This window comes from Gloeobacter kilaueensis JS1 (assembly GCF_000484535.1).
Classification (GTDB): domain Bacteria; phylum Cyanobacteriota; class Cyanobacteriia; order Gloeobacterales; family Gloeobacteraceae; genus Gloeobacter; species Gloeobacter kilaueensis.
In genome coordinates, this window is the sequence record NC_022600.1 from 1,738,635 (window position 1) to 1,765,625 (window position 26,991).

Sequence of the window (26,991 nt, forward strand, 5' to 3'; positions counted from 1 at the left end):
AACATCACTCCCGCTGCTGGCATCGAGCTTGAGGCGAGTGAGTAGGTCGCAGTGCTTCTATATTTGCTCCAGTGGCTGTACAGTGTGCTGGTAGAAACATCTGGGTCTTTTTGAGAATATCCCTACAGCGTGCTTGGAACGTCGTTTTGGCGTCAAGCAAGTGGTAGAGAGGAAATCCGCTCTGGTGGGTAGGGGGACATGCTACCTCATGGACAAGAGTTTATATCTTATCAAGAGATAGCTAATTGGCAAAAACGCTGGTTGCAAACATGACTGTGCAGATTTGATATGGTTTGCCCGAGAAAGATAGTCTAGATGATTCCCAAGCCGCCGTGCTTGCTAGGTCACCGGCCTTCTGCATTGCAGGAATGCACTCTAGAGATTGAAGCAATTCCTAACGTGGTAACGGAGTGTCATCGCTTTCTGCGGTATGGCCAGGAGGTTGTGGGCGGCTTCTCAGTTGCTGGACCTGATTTGACGCTTCCTGATAGAGATGGCGGATTCTCTGGTAGATCTCGCGGCGGTAGACTCCCTGGGCGTCTCGAGCTGCAAGCAGGATACGAGTCTGCATCGCCACCTGCTGAATGTCGCGCTCAGGCTCACGCAGCAACGGCAGCTTGACCTTCGTGCCGTTGCCAGAGGTTCGCTCCAGCCTGGCTTTAAGGTAGCGCAGCTTGATCTCTTCGGTGCCTACTTCTTCCCATAGGGTCTTGTCCTGGAAGAAGTACTCGCCGCGCTGCAAAGCACCGATCGTGGCTGCGTGGCACTCTTTTTGGGCTTTCCAGTCACCGATCGAGTCCTTCCACTTTGGGTTGTAGCCAAATAGCTGATCGACAACCGCCGTGCGTGTCCGCTCATCTGAACAGCGAAACACGTAGAGCCGATCGACGTTGCCGAGGATCGAGTCGAAGGTCTCGGGCATCCGCCGCTCGATGATCCCTTTGTCCTGACAGATGAGCTGGAAGAGGACGCCGAGCTTGCGCGCTTCGGCCAGACCCAGCATCAGGGTGTCGGTGGTGTACTCGTGAAATTCGTCGGCGAAGACTGGCCAGAACTTGTCGTTGCGCGAAGCCAAGGCATTGAGCCGCAGGGCGGCCATGTAGATGGCCGAGAGCAAGAACCCGCCCAGAATCTGAACGCCGTCGCGGCCCAGATAGGCGCTGCTCAGATCGACCAGGAGAATTTCGTTTTGGTCGATGATCTGTTGCAGGTCGAAGCTCGGTTGGGGATGGAGGAGGGTGCAGGTGATGGCCGGGTGGTCGAACAGCAGCTTGATTTTGTTGAGGGAGGCTTCGAGCATGGCGTGCCGATCGCGGGGGGTAGGCAGGGCATCGATCACCCGCTGCAGGTATGCCTGATAAAAGGGATTGCCGTGGTTGCACTGGGCATAGAGGCTCTGGCGGTAGGTTCTGCCCTCATCGCCCGGATCCCAGGCGAGATAAGCCTCGGCTGGATGGCGACCGGCGGTAAGCATCAGGCCCAGAATTTCTTTGAGGATGCCGCCGGAGCGGGCCTGCAGGGCTTCTGGTCCGAAGGCGTCGCGGATGGCATCGAGCAGGAAGCCAGCTGTGAAGGCAATGGCATCCTCTTCGCACAGTCCTGGATTGCACACTTCCAGGATGTTGATGCCCACGGCATAGTCGGGGTTGCAGGGATTGATAAGGTGGGTGCGGGCCAGCGCTTCGGGGCTGAGGCGAACCAGGATGTCGTCGATCACCTCGGGTGTCGGAGAGAGAAAAGCCAGGCCGTAGCCCATGTCGATGAGCTTGAAGGCTTCCTGGGCGGCGCGGGCGGTCTTGCCGACTCCAGTCGCACCCAAAAACAGGCCGTGGGAGGGGACAATGTGAGGGTTCCACAGCGACTGGAGCATCGACCCACTCCGTCCTCAGTGCGACTGGGCACTGTTGTGCAGAATCGATTCGAGCAGCGCCTGGTCGGAGGAGAGGGTCTGGAGATAGTAGTTCAGCACGTAGGCACCAGTCTGCAGTTGCAGGTTGAGGGAGCAGGAACCAGGAGCAGGCCCGCCAAACCCGCTTCCAGAGCAGCCAGTACCGCCTGGACCAGGCAGTTGCGGAACCAGGCCGCTCACGATCCCGGCCTGATACTCGCCGTCGTTGGCTGCCGGGAGTGCGGCCTGGATGTCTGCACTCAGGTCATTGAAGGCTGTCTGCCACTGCGGATACTGGGCCGGTAGCTCCGGATCGCCTGATAGGAAAACGGCCTGACCATGCAACTGCTGCGCCCGGACGACCAGATCCGAGACGGGTCCGGCAGCAACTGGAACAAAGCTGGTGAGAAAGCTAAGCAGCAAGACCGTCAGGAAGAAAGACCAGAACCGGCCCCGATGGATAGGAAAGTCCAATTTTTGAGAACGCATCTGGTGCTCTCCATCAGGGTTTTGGCGGGCTGATCTTCTGGTAGGTGTTGATCGACGAATGCACAACCAGGATCGTGTTCTGCACACTCTGCGAGAGGGCGAGCAACCCGACCGCCGTGAAATCGGCGACCGCCTGTGCGTCAGGCGCAAAGCTCTGCGCGCTACCGGCGGCATCGACGGTGTTCACCGTTCCAGTCACCGGGAATCCGAATGTGGACAGGGGACTGTTGCCCGCCGCCTGATAGTCGCTGTACTGCTGCTGCACGAGAACGACGAAGCTGGTGGCGCAGGCAGCTTCGGTATCAAAGTTGGCGACAAGGCTGGAAGCAGCGGGATCCCCCAGGCCAACGGCCCGGATGACGGTCTGGCCCTGCTCGGCCAGCAGAGCAGGCGACTGCTGCACCGTCTGCAGGTTCTGGGCTACAGCCTGGTGGCCTGCACTGGCCGCAGCCTCGTAGCTGTAGCGGCTTGCAATCATCCAGTCTCGGACCTGCAATCGTAGGGCTTCTCGACCAGGATTATCTGCAACTGGGGATCGCTCCCGGCCAGAATTAATTGCAACTGAACCTGCAATCATCCCCTCCCTGACCTGCAATCATCTGAGTGGGCCAGCATTATTTGCAACTGTGAATTCGGTGATGGCCACTCGATTTCGGAAACTCTAGCCGCATTCAGCATCCCCAACATCCAGCGCTTTGTCAGACCATATCTGTACTCGCGGCCCACGCTGCTTATCCCTTGCCATGCTTGCTGCGAAACACCCGCCAAGCCGAGATGTTGAGGATGATTCCCAGCCCCACCTTCAAGGCCGACGCCGAGACGGCACCCACCAGCAATCCACCGACCACCGCCCCGACCACCGAGCCGATACCCATAGGAATGACCATCTGGCCGAACACTTCGCGCTTGGCAAACGCACCACGGCTGTTGTATTTGAGCACCCCCACCAGCACTGTCGGCAGGCTGACCAGCAAGCTGGCGGTACCAGCGCTCTTGATGTCCGCGCCAAAAGCAAACACTAAAGTCGGAATGATGATTTCTCCCCCTGCCACCCCCAGCAGACTGCTGACCAGGCCAATCACCAAGCCGAACGCGACACCAGCCGCGACACGCCAGCCCAAATCCGGCGGCAAAAATGCTGGTAGTTGACTGGGCAGCAATCCCTCAACCACCAACGCTACCCCGATGACCACCAGCAGCACCAGGATCACCCGCTCCAGTTGTTCGTTGCTCAGACGCCCGGCGAGACTCGCTCCCCAAAAGGCCGTCACCACCGCCCCGCCCACCAATGAGCTGACCACCGGCAACAGCGGCACGACGGAGGCAAAAGATAGCGTGCCGCTGCGGATGGCCAGCGAGGCGAGCACGGTCACCAGGCTGACCGCCAGGTTCAAAGGCACCGCCTGCCCGGCGGCGTACCCGAGGGGACCGACCAGCACCGGCAGACGGAACTCCGCCCCACCCAGACCGATGAGCCCCCCCAGCGCGCCGATAGGCAGCGAGTACAAAAAGGCAAGCCGGGGCCGATGGTCTGCCGACACAGGAACCGATGGTGGGATATCAGGGCGCAACTCACTCACAGGCAAATTCCAACGCAGGTATTCTTCACATAGGCAACACCAACGCCAGCATCCGCTCCTGCAAATCCCGTGCGCGGGGGATATCGAGCTGCCCCCGGAACAGCGAGCGGATCTCCACCGGTCGGGCATTGAACTGCTCCGCCAGGCTGCGAACGTCGTACCCACTTGAGGCAAGCTGCTTCGATGAAAACCTTCCTTCTCTATCTCGTCACGGCCCTCGCCGAAATCGTCGGCTGCTATCTACCTTACCTCTGGCTCAAGGACGGGCACTCGATTTGGCTGCTGGTGCCGGCGGCGATCAGCCTGGCGTTGTTCGCCTGGCTACTGACGCTGCATGCGACCGCCGCCGGGCGCGTGTATGCCGCCTACGGCGGCGTTTATATCGGCGTTGCTATCGCCTGGCTGTGGGCCGTCGATGGTGTGCGGCCGACGCCTTGGGATGTTGCTGGCGTCGGTGTTGCCCTGACCGGCATGGCCATCATCATGTTTCAGCCCCGCTGAACATCACCCGCAGCATCCGCGCTGCGCTGGTGCGTCGGGCAGCATCAGGTCTTTGAGGATCGTGCAATCGACGGCCGGGCCACCTGCGCAACTCGTGGTGCAGGCATCAACGAAGCGGACGAGACTGGCTTCGAGCGCTTGCAATTCACCAAGCTTGACGCGCACTGCGTCGAGATGTGCTTGCGCGATAACGCGCGTTTCCACGCAATCGCGCTCTTTGCTGGTCGCTAAGGACACCAGCTCCCGCACCTGGTCGATGGAAAATCCGAAGTCGCGACAATGTCGGATGAAAGTCAGCTGCTGCTGGGCCGCGCCGCCGTAGACCCGATGGCCGCTGGGGCGACGTGAGGCCGCAGGAATGAGGCCAATTTCCTCGTAGTAGCGAATCGTCGCAACGGTGCACCCGGTGCGGGCGGCCAAGGTTCCGATGGTTAGAGCAGCTTCAGCGGTGGGCATCGCATTTCGTCCTTGTATCTCAAGTTACTTGAGGTTCTATAGTGACGATAGTGGAGGACTGCCCCTCGTGACAATCTAAGAGGACAACATGAAAAAACGGCTGACGCTCCTGGGCTTGGGCACCGTTGCTTGCGGTGCCTGCTTCCTACTGCTGATCTTGCCGACTCTGGCTGGTATTGCCGCTAGCGGCTTTGTCGCCGGACTGATCTGCCAGTCCGGCCTGATCGCGGCCGTGGCCGCTGCCGTGTTGATCGCCATTGTGCTCCATCGCCAGCTAAGAGCCTGTGCGATGGCGTGTAGCGTCGAAGGCATCTGCGGCTGCGGCCTGTCACCGGAGCCGCGTCCATGAATGCACATCCTGACCATGCGGCCATAGTTTGCACGCTGGACGCGGCCGACATGCAGCAACGCCTGGCACGGATTCGCACCCTGTCGCATACAGCTCTGCGCAATCACCGGCAGCGGGAACGCACTCTGACTTTGCACTATGTACCAGCCGCTGCCGAGGAAGTCCGCGCGCTGGTCGAAGCGGAGCAGGCTTGCTGCGCCTTCCTTGACTTCGCGCTGAGCGAGACGGCCGCAGGCATTAGTCTGGTCATCACCGCGCCGACAAATGCAGGTGAATTTGCGCCCATGCTGTTCGCGCACTGGACCAGGGTTGAGGCCGACAGCCCCGTGGCGAGTTGTGGCTGTAGCGTCCCGTGCCCCTGACAGCATGGGCGCTACAGCGACAGGTTACAGCGCTGAGTGCTTCGACCACTCTTTGTGGGATATTGCCTCAAGACTAGAGCTTGTGATGGACTGGCGAATGCGAGGCAATGGGTATGCAAGGAATAATCTTCGACCAGCAAAGGCCATAAATAAGAGATCTGGTGCATCGAGAGATTTACAGCAATGATTGTCTTGTTATGGTCCCTTCTGCTTCTGATCGGGGTCGCAGTGATCGTGTGGGGAGCAGAGACCTTCGCTCTTCACCTCGGGGCTGCCTCTGTACAGCTTGGAGTGAGTACTTTTGCTCTGGGGGTGCTGCTTGCCGGGGCAGAGCCCGAGGAATTGGTGACCGTCGTCACCGCCTCCTTGCGTGGCTCGCCAGGTATCGCCCTGGGCGATGTGATCGGTGCCAACGTGGCAATCTGCCTGGTTGCCCTTGGAGTCGGAGCAGTGATCGCCCCGCTGCCCTTCCGTTCGCGGGTGTTGCGCTATGCCCTGGCCGGTTTGCCGGTTGCGGGCATTGCCTGCTGGTTCACCTGGGACGGGATGGTTGACCGCCCAGAAGGGATAGTGCTGATCGGGCTCTACGTCCTTTACGTGGCGGTTATCTGGTTTTTTGAGGGTCGCCCGCCCGCACTGGGGGAAGTGGAAGAAATCGAGGAGGCTGAAGCAGAATTGGCCATTGCCGACCGGACCCCCACTCCAAAGCGGGTAGGCCGCGAACTGTTGCTGGTGTTGCTCGCAGTGGCCGCGATGGCAGGTGGTGCCAGCTTGCTGGTCGAGGCCGTCCAGCGTATCAGTGGCGTGGAAGAGACCCAGACAGACCTGGGTCTCACTCTCGTCGGGTTCGCCACGGCTTTCGAGCTGGTGGTGCTGGCCTGGTCGGCATCTCGGCGAGGAGCCTCCGAAACAGTCGTCGCTGGTGTGGTGGGCTCATTCGCCTACAACTCAACGATGACACTGGGAGCAGGTGCCCTCGTTCAGCCCCTCGTCATTGAGGACACAGCCCGGTTGCACTTGCCGCTGCTGGCGATGCTCACCTCGCTCGCTCTGGTGATCGCCCTGGCTGTTCCCAAAAAACAACTCGGTCGTCTTGCTGGGCTGATCTTGCTCGCCGCCTATCCGCTATTTGTGCTGGCTGTTTTGTTCCAATAAAGAAAAGGAGCACTTTCTTGACCGCCGATCCATCCTTACACAAAAGAACGAGTCCTCAGCCTGGGGGTCAAAAAAGTCCGTCAAGGTATCAAAGTCAAGGTTCTTACGGCTACAACCAGTTTTCTTCCTTTTCGCCAGAGATGCCAGGATGCATAGTTGGCAGTGCTTTCGGATAGTTGCATTTAATCCCGGTTGAAAAAGCGTTGATTGCAGATCCAGCCTCCGATGATTTCAAGCCGCTACACCTACCGCTCAAACCGGACATTGACGGCTCTGGACCGACGGCCTATGCGGTTATCAACGTCAACATTTACCCGAACGACAACGATGGGCGCAGAGCCTACCATGGGCAGTGGTTGAATCTGGTACAGCAACAATCTGCACCGCTTTTGCTTGAAATCTACAAAGCCTACATGCTGATGACCTATGCTGAGAGCAGAGGGTCTCTGCAAATGCGTTTCAGTGCCGAGGTCGAGCAGTTGAATTTAACGGCAGGCATCGATCTTCAGCCACCCCAACTGCCTCCAGGAGAGCAACCACCGTGAGCGACATCCGCAACGTAGCGTACCAGCAAAGCACCGAAGAGCGTCTGCATCGCCTGCGCTCGCTGGTCAAAGCTGTGGAGGAGACAGCGGATAAGGTGAGCAAGCCAGTGGGAAGCCAGTTTTTCCAACCCCAGGTTCCGGCACTGCCAACAACCTGAGGCGGTAGAGGACGCATGGTCTGTTGCGCCAGTAAGGCTCTCAACATTTCTACTTGCTCACCGTTGACAGAGCCTGGCAACAGCTCAATGCTCGTTTGTTTCGAGAATGCTCAAGATGAGTTGGAGGGCGGAGATCTGCTGCTGGACGCTCTCCAGTTTCAATTCGTCACCTGCAACCCGTCGGAGGTCTGCAGCGAGATTCTTGGAGCCAATTAGTTCGACCACTTTTGCCTGGGGCACATTGCAACGTAGCAGGGCAACCAGCACGTCGAAGGAAGGATCGTCCGGGGCCAGAGCGAACAGCCGGTGGACCACCTGAATCTTGAGCGGTAGATCCCGGATTTGCTCGAAGCGGGGGTCTTTTCTGAGCTTTGCCCGGCTGTAGAGTGTCTGCGGCGCGTAGCCCAGATCTCTGGCGAAGTCGTTGAAATTCTGGTAGGGTTCGCCGTTGTCTTTGCTCCAGTGCGACCACAGGCGCTGCTCTTTGACGGCGAACGCCGCCTCGGCCTGCTCCTGCCAGGGCCGATTCTTGTCTTTGAGGATGGAGACGTACTGGTCTTTTTGATCCATCTGCGGCGCATCCGCCGGGCTCTAGATCACGTCCATCGCCCGCCCTGGTCGCCCTGAACTATATCGCAACTGGAGCGGGAGTGACCTTCTCACAACACGCCGCACGGGGGTAGCGACAGAATCTACGGGTCGAAGATGCCCCGGCCCCGATTATCGAACAGTCCTCCGTCGCCCCGGTTGTCCAAAATTCCTCCACCTGGCCCATTGCCGAGGCTCGCAGGATTGAGGGGATCGTAGCCGCCGCCGCTACCCGCGAGGGGTGAGCTGCTTTCACCTGAAGCGCGTGTCGTTGTGCCCGAAGGGGCTTTCAGCACCACCTCCACCTGAATGCGTTGGGTGGCACTCGTCTGGGACTGCTCGTTCAACGCATTCCTGAAGACCACTTCCCCCGGTTTGCGGCTGCGCATCGACTTGAGCCGCACGCTCAAACCGGCGGCCAGTTGCTGCAGCCGGGACTGCTTTGCTGCACCCGCCTCTCCTGCCCTCCGCTTTGCTCGGAACCTGGCCATTCTGGCTTGCCACCAGTCCAGGTCTTGACCGACCATTCCCGACCCGTAGACAATGAGCGAGAGGAAGGCGACCAGAAGATTATGAGTTGCAAGTGCTGCAGCAGCTAAAACTATCCCAAAAATCATTGAGCAGGTCGGTAACTTCTTCATGTTTTTCACTTCGTGCATGGCTTGCACAATACTGCAGCTATTATAGGCACACCGTTTGCTGAGCTAATCACCTTACTGGTGCAGACCGATGGCCGAAATTCACCGCTCGAACCCCTTGCCCACTCCCGACGAGCTGCAGCGCTTCGAGCAGGCTGTCGCAGAGGGCACTGCCGGTTACATCCTGATCCAGGGACTGCTCTGGTCGGCCTACGTCGCTGCGATCCTCTGGGGTGGGACGCGCCTGATTCTGGGCGGTCTGGATTTGGGGCTGCCTTACTACACTTCGACCCCTCTTGAGGAGATGCTCGATGTTGTGGGCGAGGTTCTCGCTCACACTCAACTCATCGTTCTGGAGTTTCAGTACGCCACCGGTCTGCCCTGGTGCGTGCTGGGTCTTCTGCTGATCGCTCTGCGCATGTTCAGCTCCGCGCACTTTCGTCTGCGCGTGGCAGCGGAAGCTTTTGGGGAACCTACGACGCCAAAGGCTTATCTCAAACCAACCCTGATCATCCTGGTCACCCTGGGAAGCATCGGTGCAGTTCTGTGGCTCAACTGCCTCCCCGACGCCGCCCGAATTCATGGACTGATCCGCACCTGGGAGATGGCCCGGTACAGCTGGCGGGCCGCTCATCCGGTTGCAGGCATCTCTAACCCTGCCCAGGCAGTCCTCTTCGTCGCTAACTGGGCGATGATCCTTTTCTGGTGCCGCTGGCTGGTCGGCCCCCTGCCCCTCGATTACCGCCGCTCACGTGCTCGAGAAGTCAAAGCTGATCGCGCCTGGCTGCGGACGATATTCCTCGGTGCCCCGGTCAAGTTCGGGTTGCCCCGCCTACGAGACTTCACTTTCCGGGAAGTGCCTGGAACCGGTAGCGCTCCCGAACCGGTGATCTCCACCTCCTCTCTGGGTTGGGAGGATCTGATTTTGCCGGAACCTACCCTGGAACACATCCGCCTCACCCTCGAAGTGCTCAGCGATCCAGACAAGCAGCGCCTGCTGCCTGTGCCGCCTCGGGGGATGCTCCTGTACGGTCCACCCGGCACCGGTAAGACCCAGGTTGCCCGAGTGATCGCCTCGGTCGGAAACTTCAACCTCTACACGATCGGCACCGCAGAAGCCCGTGGCCAGTTCATCGGTTGGGGCCCGGCTCGAATCCGTTCCATCTTCGAGGCAGCCCGCAACAACCCGCCAGCTATCCTGTTCATCGATGAGATCGATGCGCTCGCTCCCAACCGGACCTCATTTGTCGATAGCGGCGGCATGTTCGCAGATACCGTCAACGAACTTATCCAGCAGATGGACGGCCTGAGCGGCGAGCGGGTCTTCACGATCGCTGCCACCAATCATCCCGAGCGCATCGACCCTGCTGTTCTGCGTCGCCTGGGCGTCGATCCTGCAACCCGGCTCTGGGCCATCGAGATCCCACTTCCTGACTACGAGTGCCGCCGGAAGCTGCTTCAGCACATCCTCAAGAACCAGCCCCTGTCTGCCGATTTCGACTGGACAGCGATCGTCAGGCTGAGCGATGGTCTATCCGGTGATGGGCTCAACTCGCTTTGTACCCAAGCGGGCCTGAATGCCATCAAGCAGCGACGAGTTGCGCTCACAACTGAGGATTTCTTTGCCGCTTTGGGTCACACCTGCACTTCCTGAGATGAGCATTTACCCTCTTATCAATGCTGATCGGAGATGAAAATGACTACTGAACTTGTCACATCTACTACCGAGCTGCCCCCGCTACTCAACTAGATCGAGCTTTCATGGGTGAGTTCTGGAGCACAATTCAACAGTGCGTACCGCTAAAAGTATAGATTAATTTCCCAGCAACGAGGCTCATTGCTACAACGTCAAACGGCTGGGCAGCTATCCCTACCTAAATCAATATCATGATCTTGGGTAGTGACCAGCAACTGTCAGAAACCCGTGAGCATAGACGCTTGTTGTACCAAAGCATCTAAGTAGGTGACCAAGAAAATGCTCCCAGTACTCGCTCCTAAAACTAGCTCGTTGCATAGGTTTTAGGCGCTGGACACTAAAGGATTTTTTAGTGCTTCTACTTAACAGTATATAAACTAATCCTAGACAAAGCCCTTTTAGGTGAGTTCGTCGCATATCAAGTGGGTTGTTCGGTTTCGCAAGCTTTTACCTCATCATAATTGTTATAAGGACAAAGCCGCAACGCAGAAATATGTAACTAGCTTCGACAAAACACAGTGCTTCGCTTATTTATTTGATCTCCGCCAAATCTTACATCTCCTATATGTATTTACTTTTTACAGATATATTCCCAGCATCTCACTGTTCCTCTCGAAACCTCATTGTCGATTGTCTTGCCGTTCAGCCTGATTGAAACTGACTGTGGCTCGCGAGCAGCGCACTTGACTTGGAAGCGACATCTTCTTCCGGAATTAGCTGCAGGAGATTTAAACACAGCGATATGCAGTCTAGCTGCAGCTTGAACCATAAATCCGCCGTTTCGGCAGCTTTATCCTTCCAATTTACACGGCGGATTTATGCTTTCAGTCATCGGGAGTCTATGAGCTCAGTTGCATGGGGAACCATCGGGACACATGTCAACTTACGACTTAAATTATAAAGCTGCCGAATTGGCAGCCTTATGATTCCAAATTTGACGTGGCGGATCTATGCACCAAGTTACAAGATTACTTTACCAATAAGTTAATCATTGCGATGCAATCCCAGCCAAATGACTTCTCCCAGACCGGGCTATCCTTATCTTTGTCGGAGCGTTCCCAAGTCCATTGATCATGTCGTCTATTAGGATTGGCAGCATGAGTCTGATGAGCTGCTGAACAGCGATTGTACACCAATTCCCTAATTTGACCTGTTTGTTTCCGTCCATTATTTACCCACAAAGCAAACGGATTTTGAAGAAATTCAGGATCAACTTTTATTCTGCGGTCATCTCCCATTTCCTGCAGAATGAGAGAAGCAACCTGAGCAAAATGGCAATTGTATTTGCCGCCTGTGCTGGAGTACTTACATAACAGATTTAGATACTCAATGTAGTCGCTAACATCCTTACCATCACCAAGTCGAATTCTTCTAAAGCCTGAGCGCCTTACTGGAGAGTGTGCATCAACATAATCAAACACACGCCGTACCATTGCTCCTCTTCCTTTAATAGCAAGAGGTATTTTGAACGGTGCACCAAACTCATCCACAGATATATCATCTAATGTGCAAGCATCCAGTGATACGAGGCTTGTAAGATCCCATGGACAAAGAGCGAACCTACTCTGTGAGAGATGATTTTCCATCCAGCTGCTCCAGTGGTCTGCGAATTCGCGAGCTTTATTGGGGTTACCATATTTTTTCTGAGCAACAAGGTAGAGAAGTACTCCTAACATTTGATCTTGAGAAAATCGGTTTATACCCCATTCCCCAACTCTTGCACGAAGACGTTGTGGTGAGCGCCACATTCCACCCTCACCGTCCTTTGAATTTTCGATATTTTGACCAGCCCATTTCTCTCCACTATAGTAGAGAATTCCGCTGAAAAGAATTGAATCAGCATCTCCCGAACCCGTAGAAGGAGAATTGCACTGAGCTGGAGTTTTAGTTGGGGTTATTCCCTCACATCTATATTTGTTAGCCCAGGGGCGAATCTGTTCGCGTAATGCGGCAAGAGATTGATTGGTGATTTGAACTGCCAATACTTCTTTTGAAAGCAGTGAATACGAAAAGATATTTATACAAAAAAACGCCAAAATCAACGCTCTTGCTTTAATCAAAAGTGACAGGGTCACCTTCAATATTGGAATGGGAAATCTGCTACTAAATTTAATCTGAGGTAACATCAACGTAATCTCCATAGTGTGTACTCAATCTTTTGGATAGCTTGAGGTGTTCTTAAGTCAATGCCTTATCTTGAGAAGCTTGGAGTATTATTCTTTGTTATCTAGCTTAAAGAGGGTATTCCCCAAGAAAAAGCTCCGGTAGCTGTACAGACCAAAGTAACAGACAAAACCTTGGCTAAAATACTCTTGTGACTATTTCTCCTCACTTCGCTATCACCAATTTGTTTGAACCTACAACACACAATTTGCAGGCGTTTCTCCAGGGAATGTCAATCATCTCTAGACCTGGTGCTATGAGTAAGCTGAAATGAACTCACAGCTTGTAGTTAAGCGTTAACTATGGCGGGTCACGGGTGGTCTCTTAAGAGTTCTACCCCTGCTTTTAGCTGCTTGCCCACCTTCACTGCTAGTGCCAGCTTGGGAGCTAACAATATTCTTGGTTACCCACTCCAACTTGAAAATGCAGAAAATGTGAGATGTAATATTGAGATTCGTTACGAATGCGATGTATTGAGGCAGAAGTGGCTATAGAAACTGATCTTAGATCTTGGGAGTAGAGCCTTGGATTTCGAGGAAGCTGTGCAATTTCTCGCCAGCAGAACAGATTTTGATGAACTTTCCGACTTAGAATTGTCGATCCTCCGGGAATCTTGGCGAGGATCCACCTACGAAGAAATTGGGCAAAAATGCCGTTACAACCCCGATTACGTCAGGGCAGTGGCGTGTAAATTGTGGAAGCGTATATCGAAGGCATTAGCTTGCAAAGTCACGAAGAACAATTTTAAAGCGTCTATAACAAGTAAAGCTTCTAAAACAGCAATTCAACCAGCTGTAGATAGCGTGGTCGCCGAGCTGCTCTTGCCTAAGCTCCAGTCATGGGACTGCGATGAAGAGGTAGTCACCGCCAGATTTTTCGGTCGTTGCTTGGAACTAGAGAAGATCAGTCACTGGTTGAAGGAAACCAACGGTCGCATGATGATTATTTCTGGAAATGGTGGTATTGGCAAAACTTCACTAGCATGGCAAGCCATCAAGCAATCATCCGAAGGCTTCGATTTTGTTGTCTGGCGTTCGTTGCGCAACGCACCATCGCTTGAAAAGCTTCTAGAAAACCTTGTTGGTTTCGTTTCGGGATATAAAGAGCCGCTTTTGGCGGAAAGCCTCACCGATTGTATCCGAAGACTGACTGATCACCTGAAGCTCAAAAAGTGTCTGATTGTCTTGGACAATTATGATGCCGTACTCGATCCAGAGGAATCTAATCCTGCGTTTCAGAAGTATTCAAGATTAATTTCGGCAGTCTGCGAAGAAGCACATATTAGTAAGGTGATAATCACAACTAGGCAACCTCCGATCAGTTCTATTTTCAAGCGCATTGACCACATAAAGAACTTTCAACTAGGAGGGCTAGACGAGGATGCTGGGAAGAATGTTCTACAAGGCGGTAATTTGCAGGGATCAGATGAGCAGTTTAAACGCCTGAACCAGTTTTATCAAGGAAATCCGCTGCTTCTAAAAATCGTGGCAGCCTCTATTATTGAGATATTTGCTGGCGACATTGATACCTTTTTTAAGCAAGAGAGCGGTTTGTTTCTTGGGGTCAGTTCTCTACTTAATGAGCAGTATTCTTTATTAAAGCCGATTGAGAAAGACATCATGATTTTGCTCGCTATCGCTCGTGTGCCTCTCTCTTTCGTTGAATTGCACCAAAAAATTTATCCCGCTCGTTCTACTGTCAATGTGATGCAGTCTCTCGAGCTTCTTCTATCAAAAGCCTTGGTGGAAAAAACCCTGAGAGGCTTCACGCTTCAACCGGTTCTGATGGAGCATGTTACCGACCTTTTTATAAAATCGGCTTGTTCTGAAATCACTGATAGCAGTAGCAATGCTCTCTCACGCTTTCCACTTGTAGAAGCTCAAAAGGCCGAACACATCCGCTCGAGCCAGAGACGGATGCTTCTTGTCCCTCTATTGCAAGCATTGGATGTGCATTACGGGTCAAAAGAAAAACTTGTTGAGCGACTGAACATTCTTAATGACGGTAAGCGATTGCACAACGAATTAGGCCAGAGTTACTGGACAGCTAACTTAATCCATTTGTTTGCCCACCTGCAAGAAAACCTTTGTGACTACGATTTTTCCGGTTGCGCTGTTTGGGGAGCTTGCCTGGATCAGGTGCCATTCCACCGCGTCGATTTCTCGGGTGCTAAATTTCTTAATTGCATCTTTCAGGATTGTTTCGGCCAGATCATTTCCATGGCTTGCACCGAAGACAGCACCAAACTGGCCGTAGGAACTGTCCAGGGCGAAATTTTAATTTATGACAAACACGGGAATATGCTGAACCGCTTGTTGGGGCATAGTCATTGGGTGGGGGCACTTGCGTTCAATCCAGCTGGCCAGCTGCTAGCAAGCGGCGGTAACGATCAAACCGTTCGGTTATGGGATGTCGAAACTGGAAAGTGTGTGAAAGTCTTTGCACAACGGGGCAGTTATGTCCATGCAGTCTCTTTCAGCGCGGACGGGAGGTTTTTGGCCTTTCCCGATGTTGATAGCTGCGTATGTGTCTGGAATGTAATAGAGGATGGGACTGCGTTTTGTTTACGAGGGCATTCGATGTTTGTTACGTCCATCGCTTTCCACCCACAGGGACGATGGTTAGTAAGTAGTGGGTTCGACGGCGGCGTTTTGGTGTGGGATTTAGCAGACGGAGAGAGTAAGCAACTCGGTCAATTTCAGGGGGCAATAGCGTGGGATGCAAAATTCAGCAACGATGGCCAGTTAGTAGCTGTCGCGGGCAGTGAGGGTTTGGTCAGGATCTGGGATTGGGCATCCGGTGAATTGCTGCACGAACTAGCTTCGGGCTTGGGTTTTGTCATGGCTTTAAAATTTGTGCCCGGATCGCCGTTGCTGGCTGCAGCTGGGGCGGATGGAGCGATCCGGCTCTGGAACAGCGATACGGGCATCTTGCAAAAATGCCTACTTGGGCACCGCGCCCGTGTTCACGAGCTGATCTGGGTTGCTGCCCACGGGCACCGGCAAGAACCAATGCTTGTGAGTGGAGGTATCGACCGAGAACTGCGGTTCTGGGATCTATCCAATGGGAACTGCCTCCGTACTAACCAAGGTTTCAGCAACGGCGTTTGGAGTTTGGCTTTGACTAGCGACGGCAGACGTCTCGTAAGCGGACACGAAGACGGTACCGTTAGTTGGTGGGATACAGTCTCGAGGGAGTATCTATACAGCTTCAAAGCGCATGAGGCGTGCATTTGGTACATCGCGCTTAGTGGCCAAGAAAGGTGGATCGCCACTGCAAGCGACGACTGCACTGAAGCAGTTTGGGACAATGAAGAGCGTCGGCAGGTGTTCCGATGGCGGTGCCCCGACCCCTATATCCGCACACTCACCTTTGGCAAGGACGATCAATTTCTAGCAACCAACGGAGAAGGGGGCAGTTTGTGTCTGTGGAACACCCAAACTTGGGGGCAGCAAGTTGTGCCGACCCTGCATCATGCTCCAATCAGTGCTGTGGCTTGCCTACCTCCCAACCCCAAATGGGGAGATTGTGTCTGGATCACCGGAAGCTTCGACGGATCTGTACAGGTTGTGCATCACAATGATCTCGCGACGCCCCGTCTCCTCAGAAGGCAGGGGATGCCCGCGCACGTCATACTCCACCATCCAACGACTAAGACTCTAGTAATCGGCTGTAGCGACGGGAGCATTGAACTTTGGCGGCTCGATACCGAGCAGCCGTACGCCGTTTTGCAGGCCCACACCGGTGTTCTCGAAACCATTGCTGTCCATCCGCATCATCCGATCATCGCCAGCGGTGGAAGCGACAAAGCGATCCGGATCTGGAACTTGAACAGCGGCAAATGTGAGGGAACGTACTTGGGGCACAGCCTAAATGTTACGTGTTTACAGTTCCTGCCCAATGGTACATCCTTGGTCTCCGGCAGCGCTGACGGCACTATCCGTTTATGGCACTATCCCGATGGCGAATGTTATCGGGAACTCCGGTTGCCACCTCCCTATGACGGAATGAACATCAGCAATGCAGTCGGCTTGGCCCCGTCGCGAGTAACGGTACTGAAAATGCTAGGAGCACAGGGAGATCCAGCGGGTTATCCATGAATTCGTTCCTGCACCAGCAGCTTATCCGGCCAATCAGGTTGCCGATGTCTTCTCCCTCCCTTGCCCACCACTGAAACTGCGTCAAACTGCTGAGCTAATCCTGCCACCTGCTTAGTACTCGACACCGCCTTATAAAATAGATGCGCGGTTTATCCGGGTTGATTCATGCTGGCTAAGGCTGTCATGCTCAACATTCCGCGCATCTAAACCAACGGAGCAGACGCCGTTTTGATACTGCACTGGATCAGTTCTCTCCTCAAGCCGCGACCAACTCGCGGTTTTGAGCCTGGGTCTGACGGTATTGCTCGGCTTCTGCCACCTTGGTCAATTGCATCTTGAACTTCAAGTCGGGATTCGACTGCATTGCTTCGTTGAGGGCAGCCTCGATCTCTTCGATCGATACCTTGAAAAATTCTTTGCGTTCGTTGATTACGTTCATCCGCCTACGGTGGAACTTTGTGTGCAGCAGCTTTTCTAAGGTCGGGGCATTCGTCGTGTAGATCATTGCATGCACGTCGAAGGGGAAGGGCACTGAAGCGTCCCCGAGTTCGACAACGCGATCCATTGGATCGAGGCGACGAGTCATGCCAATCTTATACACGTTTTCGCCAAATGAACCGATGTTCGAGATGATGTAGACGTGGCCCGAGCGAGTGATTTGGGCCAGGGACTGAGCCCGATCCTTGAGTTTCTGAGCTTCCTCTAATTGTCTGGAGAGTTCGTCAATCTGGGCCAGCAGCTTGCTTTGCTTGGCAGCCGTTGCAGTTTCGAGCTGCCTGCGAGCTTCTTCCAGGGCTTTCTGATATCGTAATTCTTCTTTTTCGGCTTCAAGCCGTGCCTTTTCCGCTTCACGTTGCGCACGTTCCTCCTCGCGCATCTGTTCGCGAATGCGTTTTTGCTCTTCGGCTTCTTCTTGCTTGACCACCTGATACTCGTAGGCCAATTGCAGTTCCTGAATTTTCTCTTGCTTGTAGGTTGGGGCGATCTGGAAGTTCAGGGTTTGCCCCATCTGGTTGATCGCTTTGTAGGAGCCCTCAATACGATTGATCATCGTCTCGATGTTGTTGTACTTGATCCGGGAGATCGCAGCGTCACACTCCCCGTTAAAGGCCCGCAGGATGAGCTTGAGAATGTTGCGAGTCATCTTTTGCCCCTCGGCCTCACTATTTCCAATGCTCCAGGTGGTCTCGCAGAGGGCGGCGCGGTTGTCTTTGAGCATTTGCTTCTGCCGCTCGCGGCAGGCGTTAAGAGCCTGTGCGTACTTGCCCGAGTCCTCGTAGGTGAAGCGGCGTTCGTAGAACCCATAGTCTTCCAGGAACGAAAGCTCTTGAAGTTTCGCCAGGTCTTGCTTGAGAGTCTGGATTTCCTGCCCGATGCGCTTGGCCTCCTGGGTACTGGCATCAACGGCCTTGGCTGCTGCGGTTTCTTGCTCCCGCAGGCGCTGCTGCTTCTGCTCAATCTCTCTCTTGACGGCCGCTTCTTGTTCTTGCAAAGCGCGCTGGCGTTTGTCGGCTTGGTCGTCAATCTCGGCGATGTAAGCCTCTTTGTCTACAATCTCGGAATACCGGGCCAGCTTCGCCTTGAATTGGGAGCCACGGTAGTACGAATACCCAGCCAGGACGGCACCGAGGGCTGTGGAGAGGGAAAGCAGAAGTTCGATTGAGTTCATGGATATCCTTGGGGAAGAAATAGGACAAATAATGACGTTTTAGTAGGATATCAGAATTCCTCAACCGGCGGCATATCCCACATAAAGTTACGACACGCAGGCGGAGCCGTCCGCCGGGGTTGTGTCTCGGCGAGACCTCGCGTGTTCAAGCTGCGAATGCAGGAGACGTGCCGCATCGCATTAAGGAGGTTCTGTGTTTTGGCTATAGCAAGGACTGCTGGATTGGTAGTCTAGAGAGCGGCAGGTAGAGCCAAATCAGCGACATCGGCAGCTACCTCAACGATTGCCGTTGCCCAATTTTCAGAATGCTTTTGATGGCTCCGATTATTCGGGAGGAAAACCGAGCTGGTCCCTGCAGGTCATAAGCTTTCCAGATGGCGAACCCCACGACTGGCCAGACAACAATCCAGGTGATCAGGCTTAGGCCAGTAGGGTCGAGCAACAAATACCAGAGGGCAATCCAGATCGCTGTCGCTCCCCACTGTGCCCTGCGCTCGAATCTGCCTGTCCAGCTTAGGGAGTGGGTAAACCAGATGAGAGCCAGGGGCAAACCGAAAGCGGCACTTTTGACAAGCACCTCGGAGATAGGCGGCAGGGAGCGGCTGACGGTCAGTGCTAGCAGTATGAATCCCCACAGGCAAACCAGTCCTGCAGCGGTTGTCCAGCGGAGGAGCCAGGGGCGCTTGCTCCTGAAGACCATACCAGCAATGAGCGCCAGCGGTGCATAGACGATCAGGATAGGAATCCAGCTGTGCATGACCTGCCTCCATAGCAAAACGGCCATCTTCTTCCACCGAAGGTGCAGATCGTATCGTGTCGCTCAGCGTCCGAGGTGAGCAGGATGTTCTTCTCTATCGGGGCTGGTGGTCGTTTCGACAGTTTGCGGTTGAAGCATCTGTTTTCTCGCCTTCCACTTTGACCAACCCGCCGCTGCTGCTCTGGCGATGAGGCAGCCCCCGATCACAAGGCTCATTGCCTGAAAGAGGATACCGGCCCACCCGCTCATCCCTTCGATGCTCGAGTGCAGGACCGCTCGCAGGACAGAAATAACGATGCCTACCCACTGCTGCCAGGACAGGTGCGGGTCTGGGATGAAGGGAATTTGCAGGGGATCGAAGGGGCTCATGGCTGTGCCTCCATCGAGGTAGCAGGATGGTATCGCCGGTAGGCTTCCTCTACCAGCTGGACCTGCTGTGGATCAAGGTTTTGGGGTGGCTGGCTCCGGGCTGTGTAGCCGTAAGCTGCAGGATCGAGGCCGCTTCTGGCTGCCTCGACCCACTGCTGCCAGTTCATCACTGGCTGTGGAGCTGCTCTTAACTGTTGGCGCAGGTCTTCGGCCCGGATCGCCAGAGCTTCTTCTTGAACCCGTGCTTCCTGAGCTTGCTGCCGCAGTTGCTCTGCTCTTGCTGCCTGCTGGTCAAGGAGAGCCTGGGTCTGCTTACCCGGCGATTGACTTCTGTCACCCGATTGCAGAGATCGAGCCGCCTCGGTGAGATTGCGACGCATCTGTTCGGCTTCTCGGGTCGCATCTGCCGCTGCCGTCTCGTGAGCCTGGCGGTTTTGAGCACTCTGCAGTCGATCGGCTTCAGCCTGAGTCAGCCTGTCCAGTAGTTCCTGCTCGCGGTTCGCGTACCTCGGTTGATTGCTCTGGCTGATGCCCTGCGGTGCTGCAGGTGGGCGCAGCCCGAGGGCCGGCTCGCTGAATTTGAGGGTATAGCGTCGCCCCCGCAGGTTATCGTCGCTCAGTACGTTGAACATCCAGATCTTGCCGCTACGGCTGACGGCCACGATGTTGGTGATTGCAGGAAGAGCGTTGAGTCGCCTTTCTTTGAGCGTCAGGTTCGATTTGACAGTGATGAGCTGGGGCGAGTGGCGCTCGAAGATCACCGAAAACGTTCCGCCCTCCCCGGCATCTCCTGCTCGAATATCGACCAGTTCGTCGGGGGCAATGGCCGATAGATCGATGACGGTATGCGCCAGTCCAGCATGAATATCCAGCCCGCCAGCCGTCGCCTGCGCCTCGTCGAACTCGTTTGCCAAAGTCGTGATCGGAGCCACAATGCCTGCTACCGCCTGCCTTGTCGGACGCTGATCGCCGTGCTTTGTAGAGTGCGCTGGAGCGGATGCAGTTGGGAAAGCGATAGCTGCCCCGTTCCCGTCGATCCCGAAGCCGAGAGTAGCCGGAACGACGACTGCTCCGGCGAGCAGTGTCTGCCGAATAGGAGCGACAAGGTTGCTGATAAGTTTCTGCATCGCGCCCGGAATACTGGTCGCTGATGTGCTGTGCTTGAGCCATCTCATCCGTTGACCCTCTGCTGGTAGATTTGCGCCTGGCTCTGCAATCGACTCAGAAGTCCATGCCTTTGGTGAGCCGGATTACGAAATCGGTCGGTGGCACCTTGAACTGGATAGGCTGGCGGCGGGTCTCGCTCTTCTGGTAGCGGCCACTCTGCTGCACGGTAGAACCGATGCCCTGCAGAACACTGCCCAACAATCGCTGTTCGATGGGGGCGTTGTTGAGCGCTCCATAGCTCCCGGCGGCACCCCCGTAGGTGTAACTGCTGAGCGGCTGGGTCAGTTGCTGACCTGCCGCAGTAAGGGTGTTGGTGAGAAACGTGTCAAAGCCTTTCGGGGAGAGCGGGTCGGACACTTCCGCTGCCAGACCGCTCTGCGTGCCCTGCATCGCCACTACCCCGTCGAGGCTGCGCTCGATGCCGCCTGGTGTGACCAGGGTTGCGAAGGTTATCTCTACCCGACCGGCCTGCAGGTCGCTGACTGCACCGACCAGCCGTGAGCCGGTTGGAATCAGCACTTCGCCATCCAGACTGACCGGTGCGGCGACCTCGGCGAACACTGGCGCATTCGCTCCGAAACCCGCCAGTCCCTGCGTCAGTCTGGCCGGAATTTCTGTTCCTGCCGTCAGGCGACGCCGGGGCGATGGAACCTGCTGCTGGGACACACCGGCACTCATCGAAGCGATGCCAGTAGCGTTTCCCAAACGGCCAGTCTCATCTGCCACGTACAGTGGCCGGGTCTGGGCTCGTCGCTTGAGGAGTTTCGTCAGTGCCGCATCCTTATCTTCCCTGGCCGCCAGCGCTGGACTGGGCAGCGCCGGTAGCCGGTAGGTGACTGGTGTCGGCGGCAGGCTCTGAATCCTGGGTATTCGCTGCTGAGGCAGTACCGGGGCGCGCAACTGACTCGGCGGCGGTAGAGAGGGAGCCAGTGAAGTGGCTGGAGCTGGCTGCACTGGTCGGGCTGGTTGACTGGACATGGTCGGCTCCGATCTGGCCGGTCGCGCTGCTCTGGCCGTCCGGTGGTGCGCTGGTCCTCCGGCAGACCTGACCAGGGCCAGAAGCAACAGGGCGCTCATTGCCGCCCCGCCCCCGCCCACCAGCAGGATTCTGCCCCACAACCATCGGCGGACGGGCAATCCATCCTCGTCATTGTCTTCGAGGCGGGTAAAGAAGCGCTTGACCACACTGACTCTCGATGCTTCCTGGGCCTTCACGGCACTGGCTGCCGAGGCGAACCCGTTGCGTATCTGCTCAAGCTGGCTGGAGTTCATTGAATAGCTCCCCGGTTTGACATGGCTGCTATAGTAATGCCTGATGCGCAATAGTGCAAGCCGTGCAAAAATACTTCTGGTTGCTTGCCCCCGTCTTTGTTCTCGGACTTTTTCTACACAGAAATGAATCCTCGTCAGACTTCGGGGCTTCTTCGGGTACGAGGGGTCCATTCGATGCCACTCAGCCCTTCGGCGTGCAAACTCCGAATGCCGCCCCTCACCTCGCGAAAATGTCTCTGGGCAATTTCGGCATCATCCAGGGGGCAGTCAATATGCGCTGCCTCAAGCCGCCGCTGGCGGTCGCCGCTCTCATCGCCGCGATCCGCAGTGTCGAGAGCGACAACGACCTGCTGATCGTCGGTTACGACTGGCGGCCCACTGCCAGACAGAATCCCGCCAACCTATCGACTTTCAAAGGTCCGACCATCGGCCTGGGCCAGATCCAGGAGCCCCGCGACGAGGGCAACACCGTCATCGTCAACCGTAACCTGTATACAAAGCTGGTGCAGCGCTCCAGGTGTTTTCCGAAAAACAGCAACTGCCAGGTGCTCCACGCCGACGGCTACGTCAACCAGGCCACCATCCGCTACGACACTGGCCAGCAGGTGCAGTACCTGGAGACCACCGAGGGCGTCGGCGTCTATCAAAAACGCGCCGATCGGCTCTACCGCTGGGCCATGTCCCACGCTCTGGGTGAGAAGAACCCGCCATCCTACGATGTGCGCAGTGCCGACATGCAGAATGTCGCCATCTATGGTGTGCTCGCCCTCGAAAAAGGTCTGGAGCGCAACGCTTATGCCGCCCTGGTTGGCTACAACGGCTTCGAGCCCTACGCCACCAAAGTCCTGTCGAGAGTGCCAGTGCCCCAGTCCCAGATAGACTGCCTCAGCGCTTTCTATCATGGGGCTAGACCCTGATCCAGAGAGCTATATGCGTATATATGCCGCCGTATTGTTCACGCTCGCTACCATCCTGCAGTGTTTCATTGCTCTGGCGCGACCGAAACCTCCCGGTTCTACCTGCCTGAAAAGCCAGATGGGCCAGGTTTGCTTCGTCAGTCGTACTACCCACCGCCCCTGGTACACTCGCATTGAGTCGAGGAGCCGCTCCTACGTTCTCACCGGTAGCAGCCTGACCAGCAACAGCGATAGCACGCCGCCGGAGCATGCCTGGTCGCCGGATGGTAGCGGGCTCATCGTTACAGGTGGCCGCGAGCGCCCTGACGGTCGAGTGATCGGCTTTGCTCTGGTTATTGATGTTAGAACCGGTGCACTCCACAACGGCAATGGTGAATTACTGACACCTGGCAAAACTGACATAGCTTCCAGTGCCGTTGGCTCCCAACTGCAGTGGGTGCTCAACCAGCCCCATACCTGGGGGATGGTTTTGTTGCCTAAGGGAAGCATCACTGCTTTGCACTCTCTTTCCAACATTGGCAGATGAACTAGCTAACTCAGTATTAGTTTTGGCACTCCTAAAGTTAGTGCGGGAAGTACTCGGTTCGATACATTCTAGAATTCCTGCGAGCACCAGGATTACTACAGCATAAAGATTTTAGAAGCTTCACTGACTAAAGACGACGCACCGAACTCAGGAGAGCCTCAGTTTCTTATTTGAAGAATATGTTTCCCCAATTAGAAGTCACTTTCCACCCCAATAGCTTGTAGTTAGAAACATTCACTGATCGCCCATCTAGTAAATCTTGCCAATTACCATTATCGGGGAAAGGTACATCAACTATTCGGTCAGAATCTGAAAAATTGAGTACGACAATAAATCTTTCAAGGGTGCCAGTACTAGTGCTTCCCCAACGATGATAAATGAGTAGCTGGTTTTCTGAGCTTACTCCATAGCCCTCAGGATCAAACTGGGTTTGCCAATCTTCCCATTTGCTCGGATAGAAGTTGTCTGAGCGTAAGCTAGGGTGATTCAGACGTATTTCTATAAGTTTTGCATAAATTGGAAGTAGTTGTTTACCAATATTATCGCTCTGAAAGTCCCAACGTAAGGGTCTGGGTTTAACCCGTCGAGCTGAACCTTCATCGTCTTCCATCAACCAATAGTCTTCAGCGAACTCCTGTCCATTTTGGATCATTGGTACTCCAGGACTTGTGAAAAGAGCAATGGCATAAGGTTGAGTACGATACCATAGCAGTGATCCTTTGTATTCTCTACTCGCTGCTCGGACTCCTGCTTGCCATGCAACATGAGAATGATCATGGTTGCTGATATATAAGGTTGCTACTCTATCGCCCTCAAGCCCAACATGTGTATTCAGAGCACCAACGATGCTAGATTTTAAAGATCCATTCTGTAATTGTTCAAAGCACAGTTGCCACAACCCATTGTTCCAATAGCTACTAGCTTTCGTCTGGTTGACAACGTAGCTTGCTTCAAAAGATAAGTGTTCTAGGGTTAATGAAAAGTTAAGGTCAGGTACATGAGTACGAATACTTTTCAGCAGTGTTGGTAACCCTCGTTCATCATCATTTATCCAATAATTGGGAGTATTGTCAAAGCGGATGCCATCAATATTAAAGTTATCTATCCAATAACGGCAAACATCCTCGATAAACTCTTGAGTACAAGTGTTGTTATAATCGAGGTCAACTAAGCCTGGAAATAGACCGCCAAATCGTCCTACGAACGGGCAATCTTGTGGATCCTGATATAACCAACGATAAGGAAATCCATTAGCTAGCTCCTCTTCCGGTTCAACATCTCCAATATGATTGAAAACGCCATCCATAATAACATGTATGCCTCGCTGATGGCATTCGGTAATAAGCTTCTTGAGCAATGAGAGCTTTTCAGCTGGAGCATTCAAATCGTTTGTATAACGAAATTCTACTGAGAAGTACTGATATGGAATATAGCCCCAGTTAAATCTCGGATTAGGCCAAGCAGTCCAAGGCAAGAACAAGATAGCATTAATGCCTAGAGTGCTTTTAAGATAATCTAGCTTATCCACTACTGCTCTTAGAGGAGCACGATAACCTCGATATTCGTCAGTAAAGTCATCAATCATAAGCTCATAAATTACTAAGTCTCGCAAGGATTTTCGTCCACCGACTACTTGAGTCACTGTGTTACCTGCGGGACGGCTACCGCCTATGACAAAGGCAGAATTTTGGTTTTCGGTGCCACCATAGCGTGCACAGGGATCACCTACAAAACGCTTTCCGCCATCACGAAAAGTAACATAGTATTTATATTCGTAAAAGCCTGCTGGAAGCTCCACATCCGTTTGATATGTCCAGACTTCGCCTTCAGGATGGCTAGGGTCTAGGTTCATGCTAGGTGCTGTTGCAGTATCCCAATCGAGAAGACCAGGACCAAGTTCCGCTTGAAAGCTACCAACCACTTGGATGGACTGAATTTGCGTCTCACCATAGTTTTCACCTGGAGGATCAAAATGCCGATCCTTCTTTCCTGTATTAGGAACACATACTTCTTGACCGTCTCGAGGTGGATTAAATTGATTTGGCTCTTTGAAGTACTGTACTTTATCGTTCTTATTCTTTGGAAAAAAAATCTTGAACTGGGCCAATTCAAGTTTGAAGTGCAACGCAGCCTGACTGCTCTAAGAATACCTCTCGCGGTGTCCGATAACCCAGTGACTTCCTCGGTCGGTCGTTCAGCAGGTCCACTACCCGCTGCAACTGCTCCGGCTTGACAATCAAGAAGTTCGTCTTCTTACCGAAGAACTGACGCACCAACCCATTCGTATGCTCATTCAACCCTCGCTCCCACGAATGATACGGCTTCGCAAAGTAACATGCTATGCCAACAGCTTCACTCAATTTTTGATGTTGACTAAATTCTTTGCCGTTGTCAAATGTCACCGTCTTCGCATACTCTCTTGGCACAGACTTCAACAGTCTCTCGCTCACTTTACGCACCAGACTCGACCTTCTATTTCTAATCAATCCTGCCAACAAATACTTCGAGCACTTGTCTACTAAGGTTACCAGCCCTCCTTGGTAATTTGCTCCAATAACCGTATCACCTTCCCAATGTCCTATTTCCACTTTCATCCCAGCAAGGACTGGGCGCTCATCGATGTCTATCCGTCCTGGTATCTGGCCGCGCTTCTGGTTTGACCCACCGCGCTTCTGACGCTCCCGCCTGCCTTGACGTAGATACTTCTGGTACGCTCCCATTCCTGCATGGTCTGCGTAGATCATCTTATAAATTGTCTCATGGCTGACATAAGCTTTGCCCGCCAACTTCAGGCGTCCACGAATTTGTTCGGGGCTGTGGAAGTGATGCAAGCCGTGCTTGATTTCACCGAGCAGTTGCTCTGACACTTTCAAAAAAGGCGTTTTACTCTGTGCGCGTCGATAGCGAGCAAGGGTATGAGCTGTATCTGGTAGATAAAGCTTGTTCAGATGATTGCGTTGTAATTCTCGGCTGATGGTGCTGGCGGAGCGAGCGAGTTTTTGGGCAATGGCTCGCAGACTGAGGTGTTGCTGGTAACGCAAGAGGAAGATCTGTTGGCGCTCGGAGGCGCTAAGCTGCTTGTAACTCATGGAGGTGGTTGAGCGTCGTGGTAAACGTCAGGCTACCTCTGTGAGCCCTCTCAGGACAAGGCTCTCAGCCGTTGCACTTCATTTTTGAATTGGCGCTGTACTTTCCCTCTGGCAATGTCATCATTCACTTGCCATGCACCGAATTTCTCTGACATGTAATCTGGCATCTGCAATAGTCTCCTGAAAGTAGAGAGTCTTACTGAACAATTAGCTTATAGATTTAGGACTAAATCCAAGGTTATTATCGGTTTGGTTTCCTATAGTTTCTGTGAATAATTGTGGAGATAAAATACCACAAGTATAATGACTGATTCTTCTATTGATTCCCAAACAGGGCATCACCAACAACTCACTGTTGCTGCTGCAAATACCTACTTTCACAAAGTGCCTTCCTAGATTAAATTGAGCGCATAGAACAAGGGAAACCTGATGACTTTCTCCATCAGATGATAAACTACACAGTTCCTAATATGTCCAGAAAGCTCTTTTTATGCATCAGTAAATTATAAAGAGATATAACAAATTATGTACACTCCCAGGGATCTCATCTCGTCTCC

The 26,991-nt window shown here is 54.1% G+C and carries 24 protein-coding genes; 9 read left to right on the forward strand and 15 right to left on the reverse strand.

Annotated features, from left to right (window positions below; translation table 11 throughout):
• Positions 1-394: 394 nt before the first annotated feature.
• The 4 genes from GKIL_RS08240 to GKIL_RS08255 form a co-directional block, all read right to left on the reverse strand.
• On the reverse strand, positions 395-1,870 hold the full coding sequence (locus GKIL_RS08240; RefSeq protein WP_023173058.1) for a type IV secretory system conjugative DNA transfer family protein: 1,476 nt from the start codon (positions 1,868-1,870) through the stop codon (positions 395-397).
• A gap of 15 nt (positions 1,871-1,885) precedes the next feature.
• Entirely contained in the window at positions 1,886-2,377 is a 492-nt protein-coding gene (locus tag GKIL_RS08245) for a hypothetical protein (RefSeq protein WP_023173059.1), read from the reverse strand.
• A 13-nt stretch (positions 2,378-2,390) separates the two neighbouring features.
• The gene (locus tag GKIL_RS08250; protein ID WP_144080352.1) at positions 2,391-2,873 is read right to left on the reverse strand and encodes a hypothetical protein; all 483 of its coding nucleotides are present in this window, start codon (positions 2,871-2,873) and stop codon (positions 2,391-2,393) included.
• Positions 2,874-3,108: 235 nt separating this feature from the next.
• Positions 3,109-3,957 carry a sulfite exporter TauE/SafE family protein gene (locus tag GKIL_RS08255; protein ID WP_223173811.1) on the reverse strand — a complete coding sequence of 283 codons (849 nt, stop codon included), beginning with the start codon at positions 3,955-3,957 and terminating at the stop codon, positions 3,109-3,111.
• Positions 3,958-4,140: 183 nt separating this feature from the next.
• Here GKIL_RS08255 and GKIL_RS08260 point away from each other — a divergent pair, with 183 nt between their 5' ends.
• Positions 4,141-4,458 (forward strand): YnfA family protein, encoded by a 318-nt coding sequence (locus GKIL_RS08260; protein ID WP_023173062.1) that lies wholly within the window; start codon positions 4,141-4,143, stop codon positions 4,456-4,458.
• A 3-nt stretch (positions 4,459-4,461) separates the two neighbouring features.
• Here GKIL_RS08260 and GKIL_RS08265 read toward each other — a convergent pair whose 3' ends face one another.
• Entirely contained in the window at positions 4,462-4,914 is a 453-nt protein-coding gene (locus GKIL_RS08265) for a MerR family transcriptional regulator (RefSeq protein ID WP_023173063.1), read from the reverse strand.
• Between the two features lie 88 nt (positions 4,915-5,002).
• On the opposite strand from GKIL_RS08265, the gene GKIL_RS08270 reads away from it, so the two are divergent.
• The 5 genes from GKIL_RS08270 to GKIL_RS25250 all read left to right on the forward strand — a co-directional run bounded on the left by GKIL_RS08270 (position 5,003) and on the right by GKIL_RS25250 (position 7,483).
• On the forward strand, positions 5,003-5,263 hold the full coding sequence (locus GKIL_RS08270) for a hypothetical protein (RefSeq protein WP_023173064.1): 261 nt from the start codon (positions 5,003-5,005) through the stop codon (positions 5,261-5,263).
• Complete coding sequence (locus GKIL_RS08275) at positions 5,260-5,625, forward strand: hypothetical protein (protein WP_023173065.1); 366 nt, start codon at positions 5,260-5,262, stop codon at positions 5,623-5,625. The genes GKIL_RS08270 and GKIL_RS08275 overlap by 4 nt, the downstream gene beginning before the upstream one ends.
• Before the next feature lie 183 nt (positions 5,626-5,808).
• Positions 5,809-6,780: a sodium:calcium antiporter gene (locus GKIL_RS08280; RefSeq protein ID WP_023173066.1), complete on the forward strand. Its 972-nt coding sequence runs from the start codon at positions 5,809-5,811 to the stop codon at positions 6,778-6,780.
• A 176-nt stretch (positions 6,781-6,956) separates the two neighbouring features.
• Complete coding sequence (locus tag GKIL_RS08285; RefSeq protein WP_144080353.1) at positions 6,957-7,325, forward strand: hypothetical protein; 369 nt, start codon at positions 6,957-6,959, stop codon at positions 7,323-7,325.
• A complete protein-coding gene (locus GKIL_RS25250; RefSeq protein WP_023173067.1) occupies positions 7,322-7,483 on the forward strand; it encodes a hypothetical protein in 162 nt (53 codons plus the stop codon). Before GKIL_RS08285 ends, GKIL_RS25250 begins: the two co-directional genes overlap by 4 nt.
• A gap of 84 nt (positions 7,484-7,567) precedes the next feature.
• On the opposite strand, the gene GKIL_RS08290 is transcribed toward GKIL_RS25250, so the two are convergent.
• Both GKIL_RS08290 and GKIL_RS08295 read right to left on the reverse strand, forming a co-directional pair.
• Positions 7,568-8,053, reverse strand: a complete 486-nt coding sequence (locus GKIL_RS08290; RefSeq protein ID WP_023173068.1) for a hypothetical protein — start codon at positions 8,051-8,053, stop codon at positions 7,568-7,570.
• Positions 8,054-8,175: 122 nt separating this feature from the next.
• Positions 8,176-8,562 carry a hypothetical protein gene (locus tag GKIL_RS08295; protein ID WP_144080354.1) on the reverse strand — a complete coding sequence of 129 codons (387 nt, stop codon included), beginning with the start codon at positions 8,560-8,562 and terminating at the stop codon, positions 8,176-8,178.
• Positions 8,563-8,800: 238 nt separating this feature from the next.
• On the opposite strand from GKIL_RS08295, the gene GKIL_RS08300 reads away from it, so the two are divergent.
• Positions 8,801-10,363: an ATP-binding protein gene (locus tag GKIL_RS08300; RefSeq protein ID WP_023173070.1), complete on the forward strand. Its 1,563-nt coding sequence runs from the start codon at positions 8,801-8,803 to the stop codon at positions 10,361-10,363.
• A gap of 1,010 nt (positions 10,364-11,373) precedes the next feature.
• Here the strand turns inward: GKIL_RS08300 and GKIL_RS24685 are convergent.
• Complete coding sequence (locus GKIL_RS24685; RefSeq protein WP_144080355.1) at positions 11,374-12,546, reverse strand: hypothetical protein; 1,173 nt, start codon at positions 12,544-12,546, stop codon at positions 11,374-11,376.
• Between the two features lie 546 nt (positions 12,547-13,092).
• Here GKIL_RS24685 and GKIL_RS08305 point away from each other — a divergent pair.
• Entirely contained in the window at positions 13,093-16,668 is a 3,576-nt protein-coding gene (locus GKIL_RS08305; RefSeq protein WP_144080356.1) for a WD40 domain-containing protein, read from the forward strand.
• Positions 16,669-16,924: 256 nt separating this feature from the next.
• On the opposite strand, the gene GKIL_RS08310 is transcribed toward GKIL_RS08305, so the two are convergent.
• From GKIL_RS08310 to GKIL_RS24140, 5 genes are all read right to left on the reverse strand, one after another.
• A complete protein-coding gene (locus GKIL_RS08310; protein WP_023173073.1) occupies positions 16,925-18,337 on the reverse strand; it encodes an SNIPE associated domain-containing protein in 1,413 nt (470 codons plus the stop codon).
• A gap of 271 nt (positions 18,338-18,608) precedes the next feature.
• Positions 18,609-19,094, reverse strand: coding sequence for a hypothetical protein (locus GKIL_RS08315; protein ID WP_023173074.1), 486 nt, complete (start codon positions 19,092-19,094; stop codon positions 18,609-18,611).
• Positions 19,095-19,157: 63 nt separating this feature from the next.
• The gene (locus GKIL_RS08320) at positions 19,158-19,463 is read right to left on the reverse strand and encodes a hypothetical protein (protein ID WP_023173075.1); all 306 of its coding nucleotides are present in this window, start codon (positions 19,461-19,463) and stop codon (positions 19,158-19,160) included.
• On the reverse strand, positions 19,460-20,590 hold the full coding sequence (locus GKIL_RS08325; RefSeq protein WP_144080357.1) for a hypothetical protein: 1,131 nt from the start codon (positions 20,588-20,590) through the stop codon (positions 19,460-19,462). Before GKIL_RS08325 ends, GKIL_RS08320 begins: the two co-directional genes overlap by 4 nt.
• A 94-nt stretch (positions 20,591-20,684) precedes the next feature.
• Positions 20,685-21,902 (reverse strand): TrbI/VirB10 family protein, encoded by a 1,218-nt coding sequence (locus GKIL_RS24140; RefSeq protein ID WP_023173078.1) that lies wholly within the window; start codon positions 21,900-21,902, stop codon positions 20,685-20,687.
• 230 nt (positions 21,903-22,132) lie between these two features.
• On the opposite strand from GKIL_RS24140, the gene GKIL_RS08335 reads away from it, so the two are divergent.
• On the forward strand, positions 22,133-22,819 hold the full coding sequence (locus tag GKIL_RS08335; RefSeq protein ID WP_023173079.1) for a hypothetical protein: 687 nt from the start codon (positions 22,133-22,135) through the stop codon (positions 22,817-22,819).
• A gap of 692 nt (positions 22,820-23,511) precedes the next feature.
• Here GKIL_RS08335 and GKIL_RS23520 read toward each other — a convergent pair.
• Both GKIL_RS23520 and GKIL_RS08345 read right to left on the reverse strand, forming a co-directional pair.
• Positions 23,512-25,470, reverse strand: a complete 1,959-nt coding sequence (locus tag GKIL_RS23520) for an alpha-amylase family glycosyl hydrolase (RefSeq protein WP_071824800.1) — start codon at positions 25,468-25,470, stop codon at positions 23,512-23,514.
• Positions 25,454-26,434: an IS30 family transposase gene (locus tag GKIL_RS08345; protein ID WP_023173083.1), complete on the reverse strand. Its 981-nt coding sequence runs from the start codon at positions 26,432-26,434 to the stop codon at positions 25,454-25,456. The genes GKIL_RS23520 and GKIL_RS08345 overlap by 17 nt, the downstream gene beginning before the upstream one ends.
• Positions 26,435-26,991 lie beyond the last annotated feature (557 nt).

Excerpts from the sequence above, each read along its gene's own strand:
- GKIL_RS08240 (WP_023173058.1), bottom strand. The coding sequence starts at position 1,870 with ATGCTCCAGTCGCTGTGGAACCCTCACATTGTCCCCTCCCACGGCCTG.
- GKIL_RS08245 (WP_023173059.1), bottom strand. The coding sequence starts at position 2,377 with ATGCGTTCTCAAAAATTGGACTTTCCTATCCATCGGGGCCGGTTCTGG.
- GKIL_RS08260 (WP_023173062.1), top strand. The coding sequence starts at position 4,141 with ATGAAAACCTTCCTTCTCTATCTCGTCACGGCCCTCGCCGAAATCGTC.
- GKIL_RS08265 (WP_023173063.1), bottom strand. The coding sequence starts at position 4,914 with ATGCCCACCGCTGAAGCTGCTCTAACCATCGGAACCTTGGCCGCCCGC.
- GKIL_RS08270 (WP_023173064.1), top strand. The coding sequence starts at position 5,003 with ATGAAAAAACGGCTGACGCTCCTGGGCTTGGGCACCGTTGCTTGCGGT.
- GKIL_RS08275 (WP_023173065.1), top strand. The coding sequence starts at position 5,260 with ATGAATGCACATCCTGACCATGCGGCCATAGTTTGCACGCTGGACGCG.
- GKIL_RS08280 (WP_023173066.1), top strand. The coding sequence starts at position 5,809 with ATGATTGTCTTGTTATGGTCCCTTCTGCTTCTGATCGGGGTCGCAGTG.
- GKIL_RS08290 (WP_023173068.1), bottom strand. The coding sequence starts at position 8,053 with ATGGATCAAAAAGACCAGTACGTCTCCATCCTCAAAGACAAGAATCGG.
- GKIL_RS08295 (WP_144080354.1), bottom strand. The coding sequence starts at position 8,562 with ATGGCCAGGTTCCGAGCAAAGCGGAGGGCAGGAGAGGCGGGTGCAGCA.
- GKIL_RS08300 (WP_023173070.1), top strand. The coding sequence starts at position 8,801 with ATGGCCGAAATTCACCGCTCGAACCCCTTGCCCACTCCCGACGAGCTG.
- GKIL_RS24685 (WP_144080355.1), bottom strand. The coding sequence starts at position 12,546 with ATGGAGATTACGTTGATGTTACCTCAGATTAAATTTAGTAGCAGATTT.
- GKIL_RS08310 (WP_023173073.1), bottom strand. The coding sequence starts at position 18,337 with ATGAACTCAATCGAACTTCTGCTTTCCCTCTCCACAGCCCTCGGTGCC.
- GKIL_RS08315 (WP_023173074.1), bottom strand. The coding sequence starts at position 19,094 with ATGCACAGCTGGATTCCTATCCTGATCGTCTATGCACCGCTGGCGCTC.
- GKIL_RS08320 (WP_023173075.1), bottom strand. The coding sequence starts at position 19,463 with ATGAGCCCCTTCGATCCCCTGCAAATTCCCTTCATCCCAGACCCGCAC.
- GKIL_RS08325 (WP_144080357.1), bottom strand. The coding sequence starts at position 20,590 with ATGCAGAAACTTATCAGCAACCTTGTCGCTCCTATTCGGCAGACACTG.
- GKIL_RS24140 (WP_023173078.1), bottom strand. The coding sequence starts at position 21,902 with ATGAACTCCAGCCAGCTTGAGCAGATACGCAACGGGTTCGCCTCGGCA.
- GKIL_RS08335 (WP_023173079.1), top strand. The coding sequence starts at position 22,133 with ATGTCTCTGGGCAATTTCGGCATCATCCAGGGGGCAGTCAATATGCGC.
- GKIL_RS08345 (WP_023173083.1), bottom strand. The coding sequence starts at position 26,434 with ATGAGTTACAAGCAGCTTAGCGCCTCCGAGCGCCAACAGATCTTCCTC.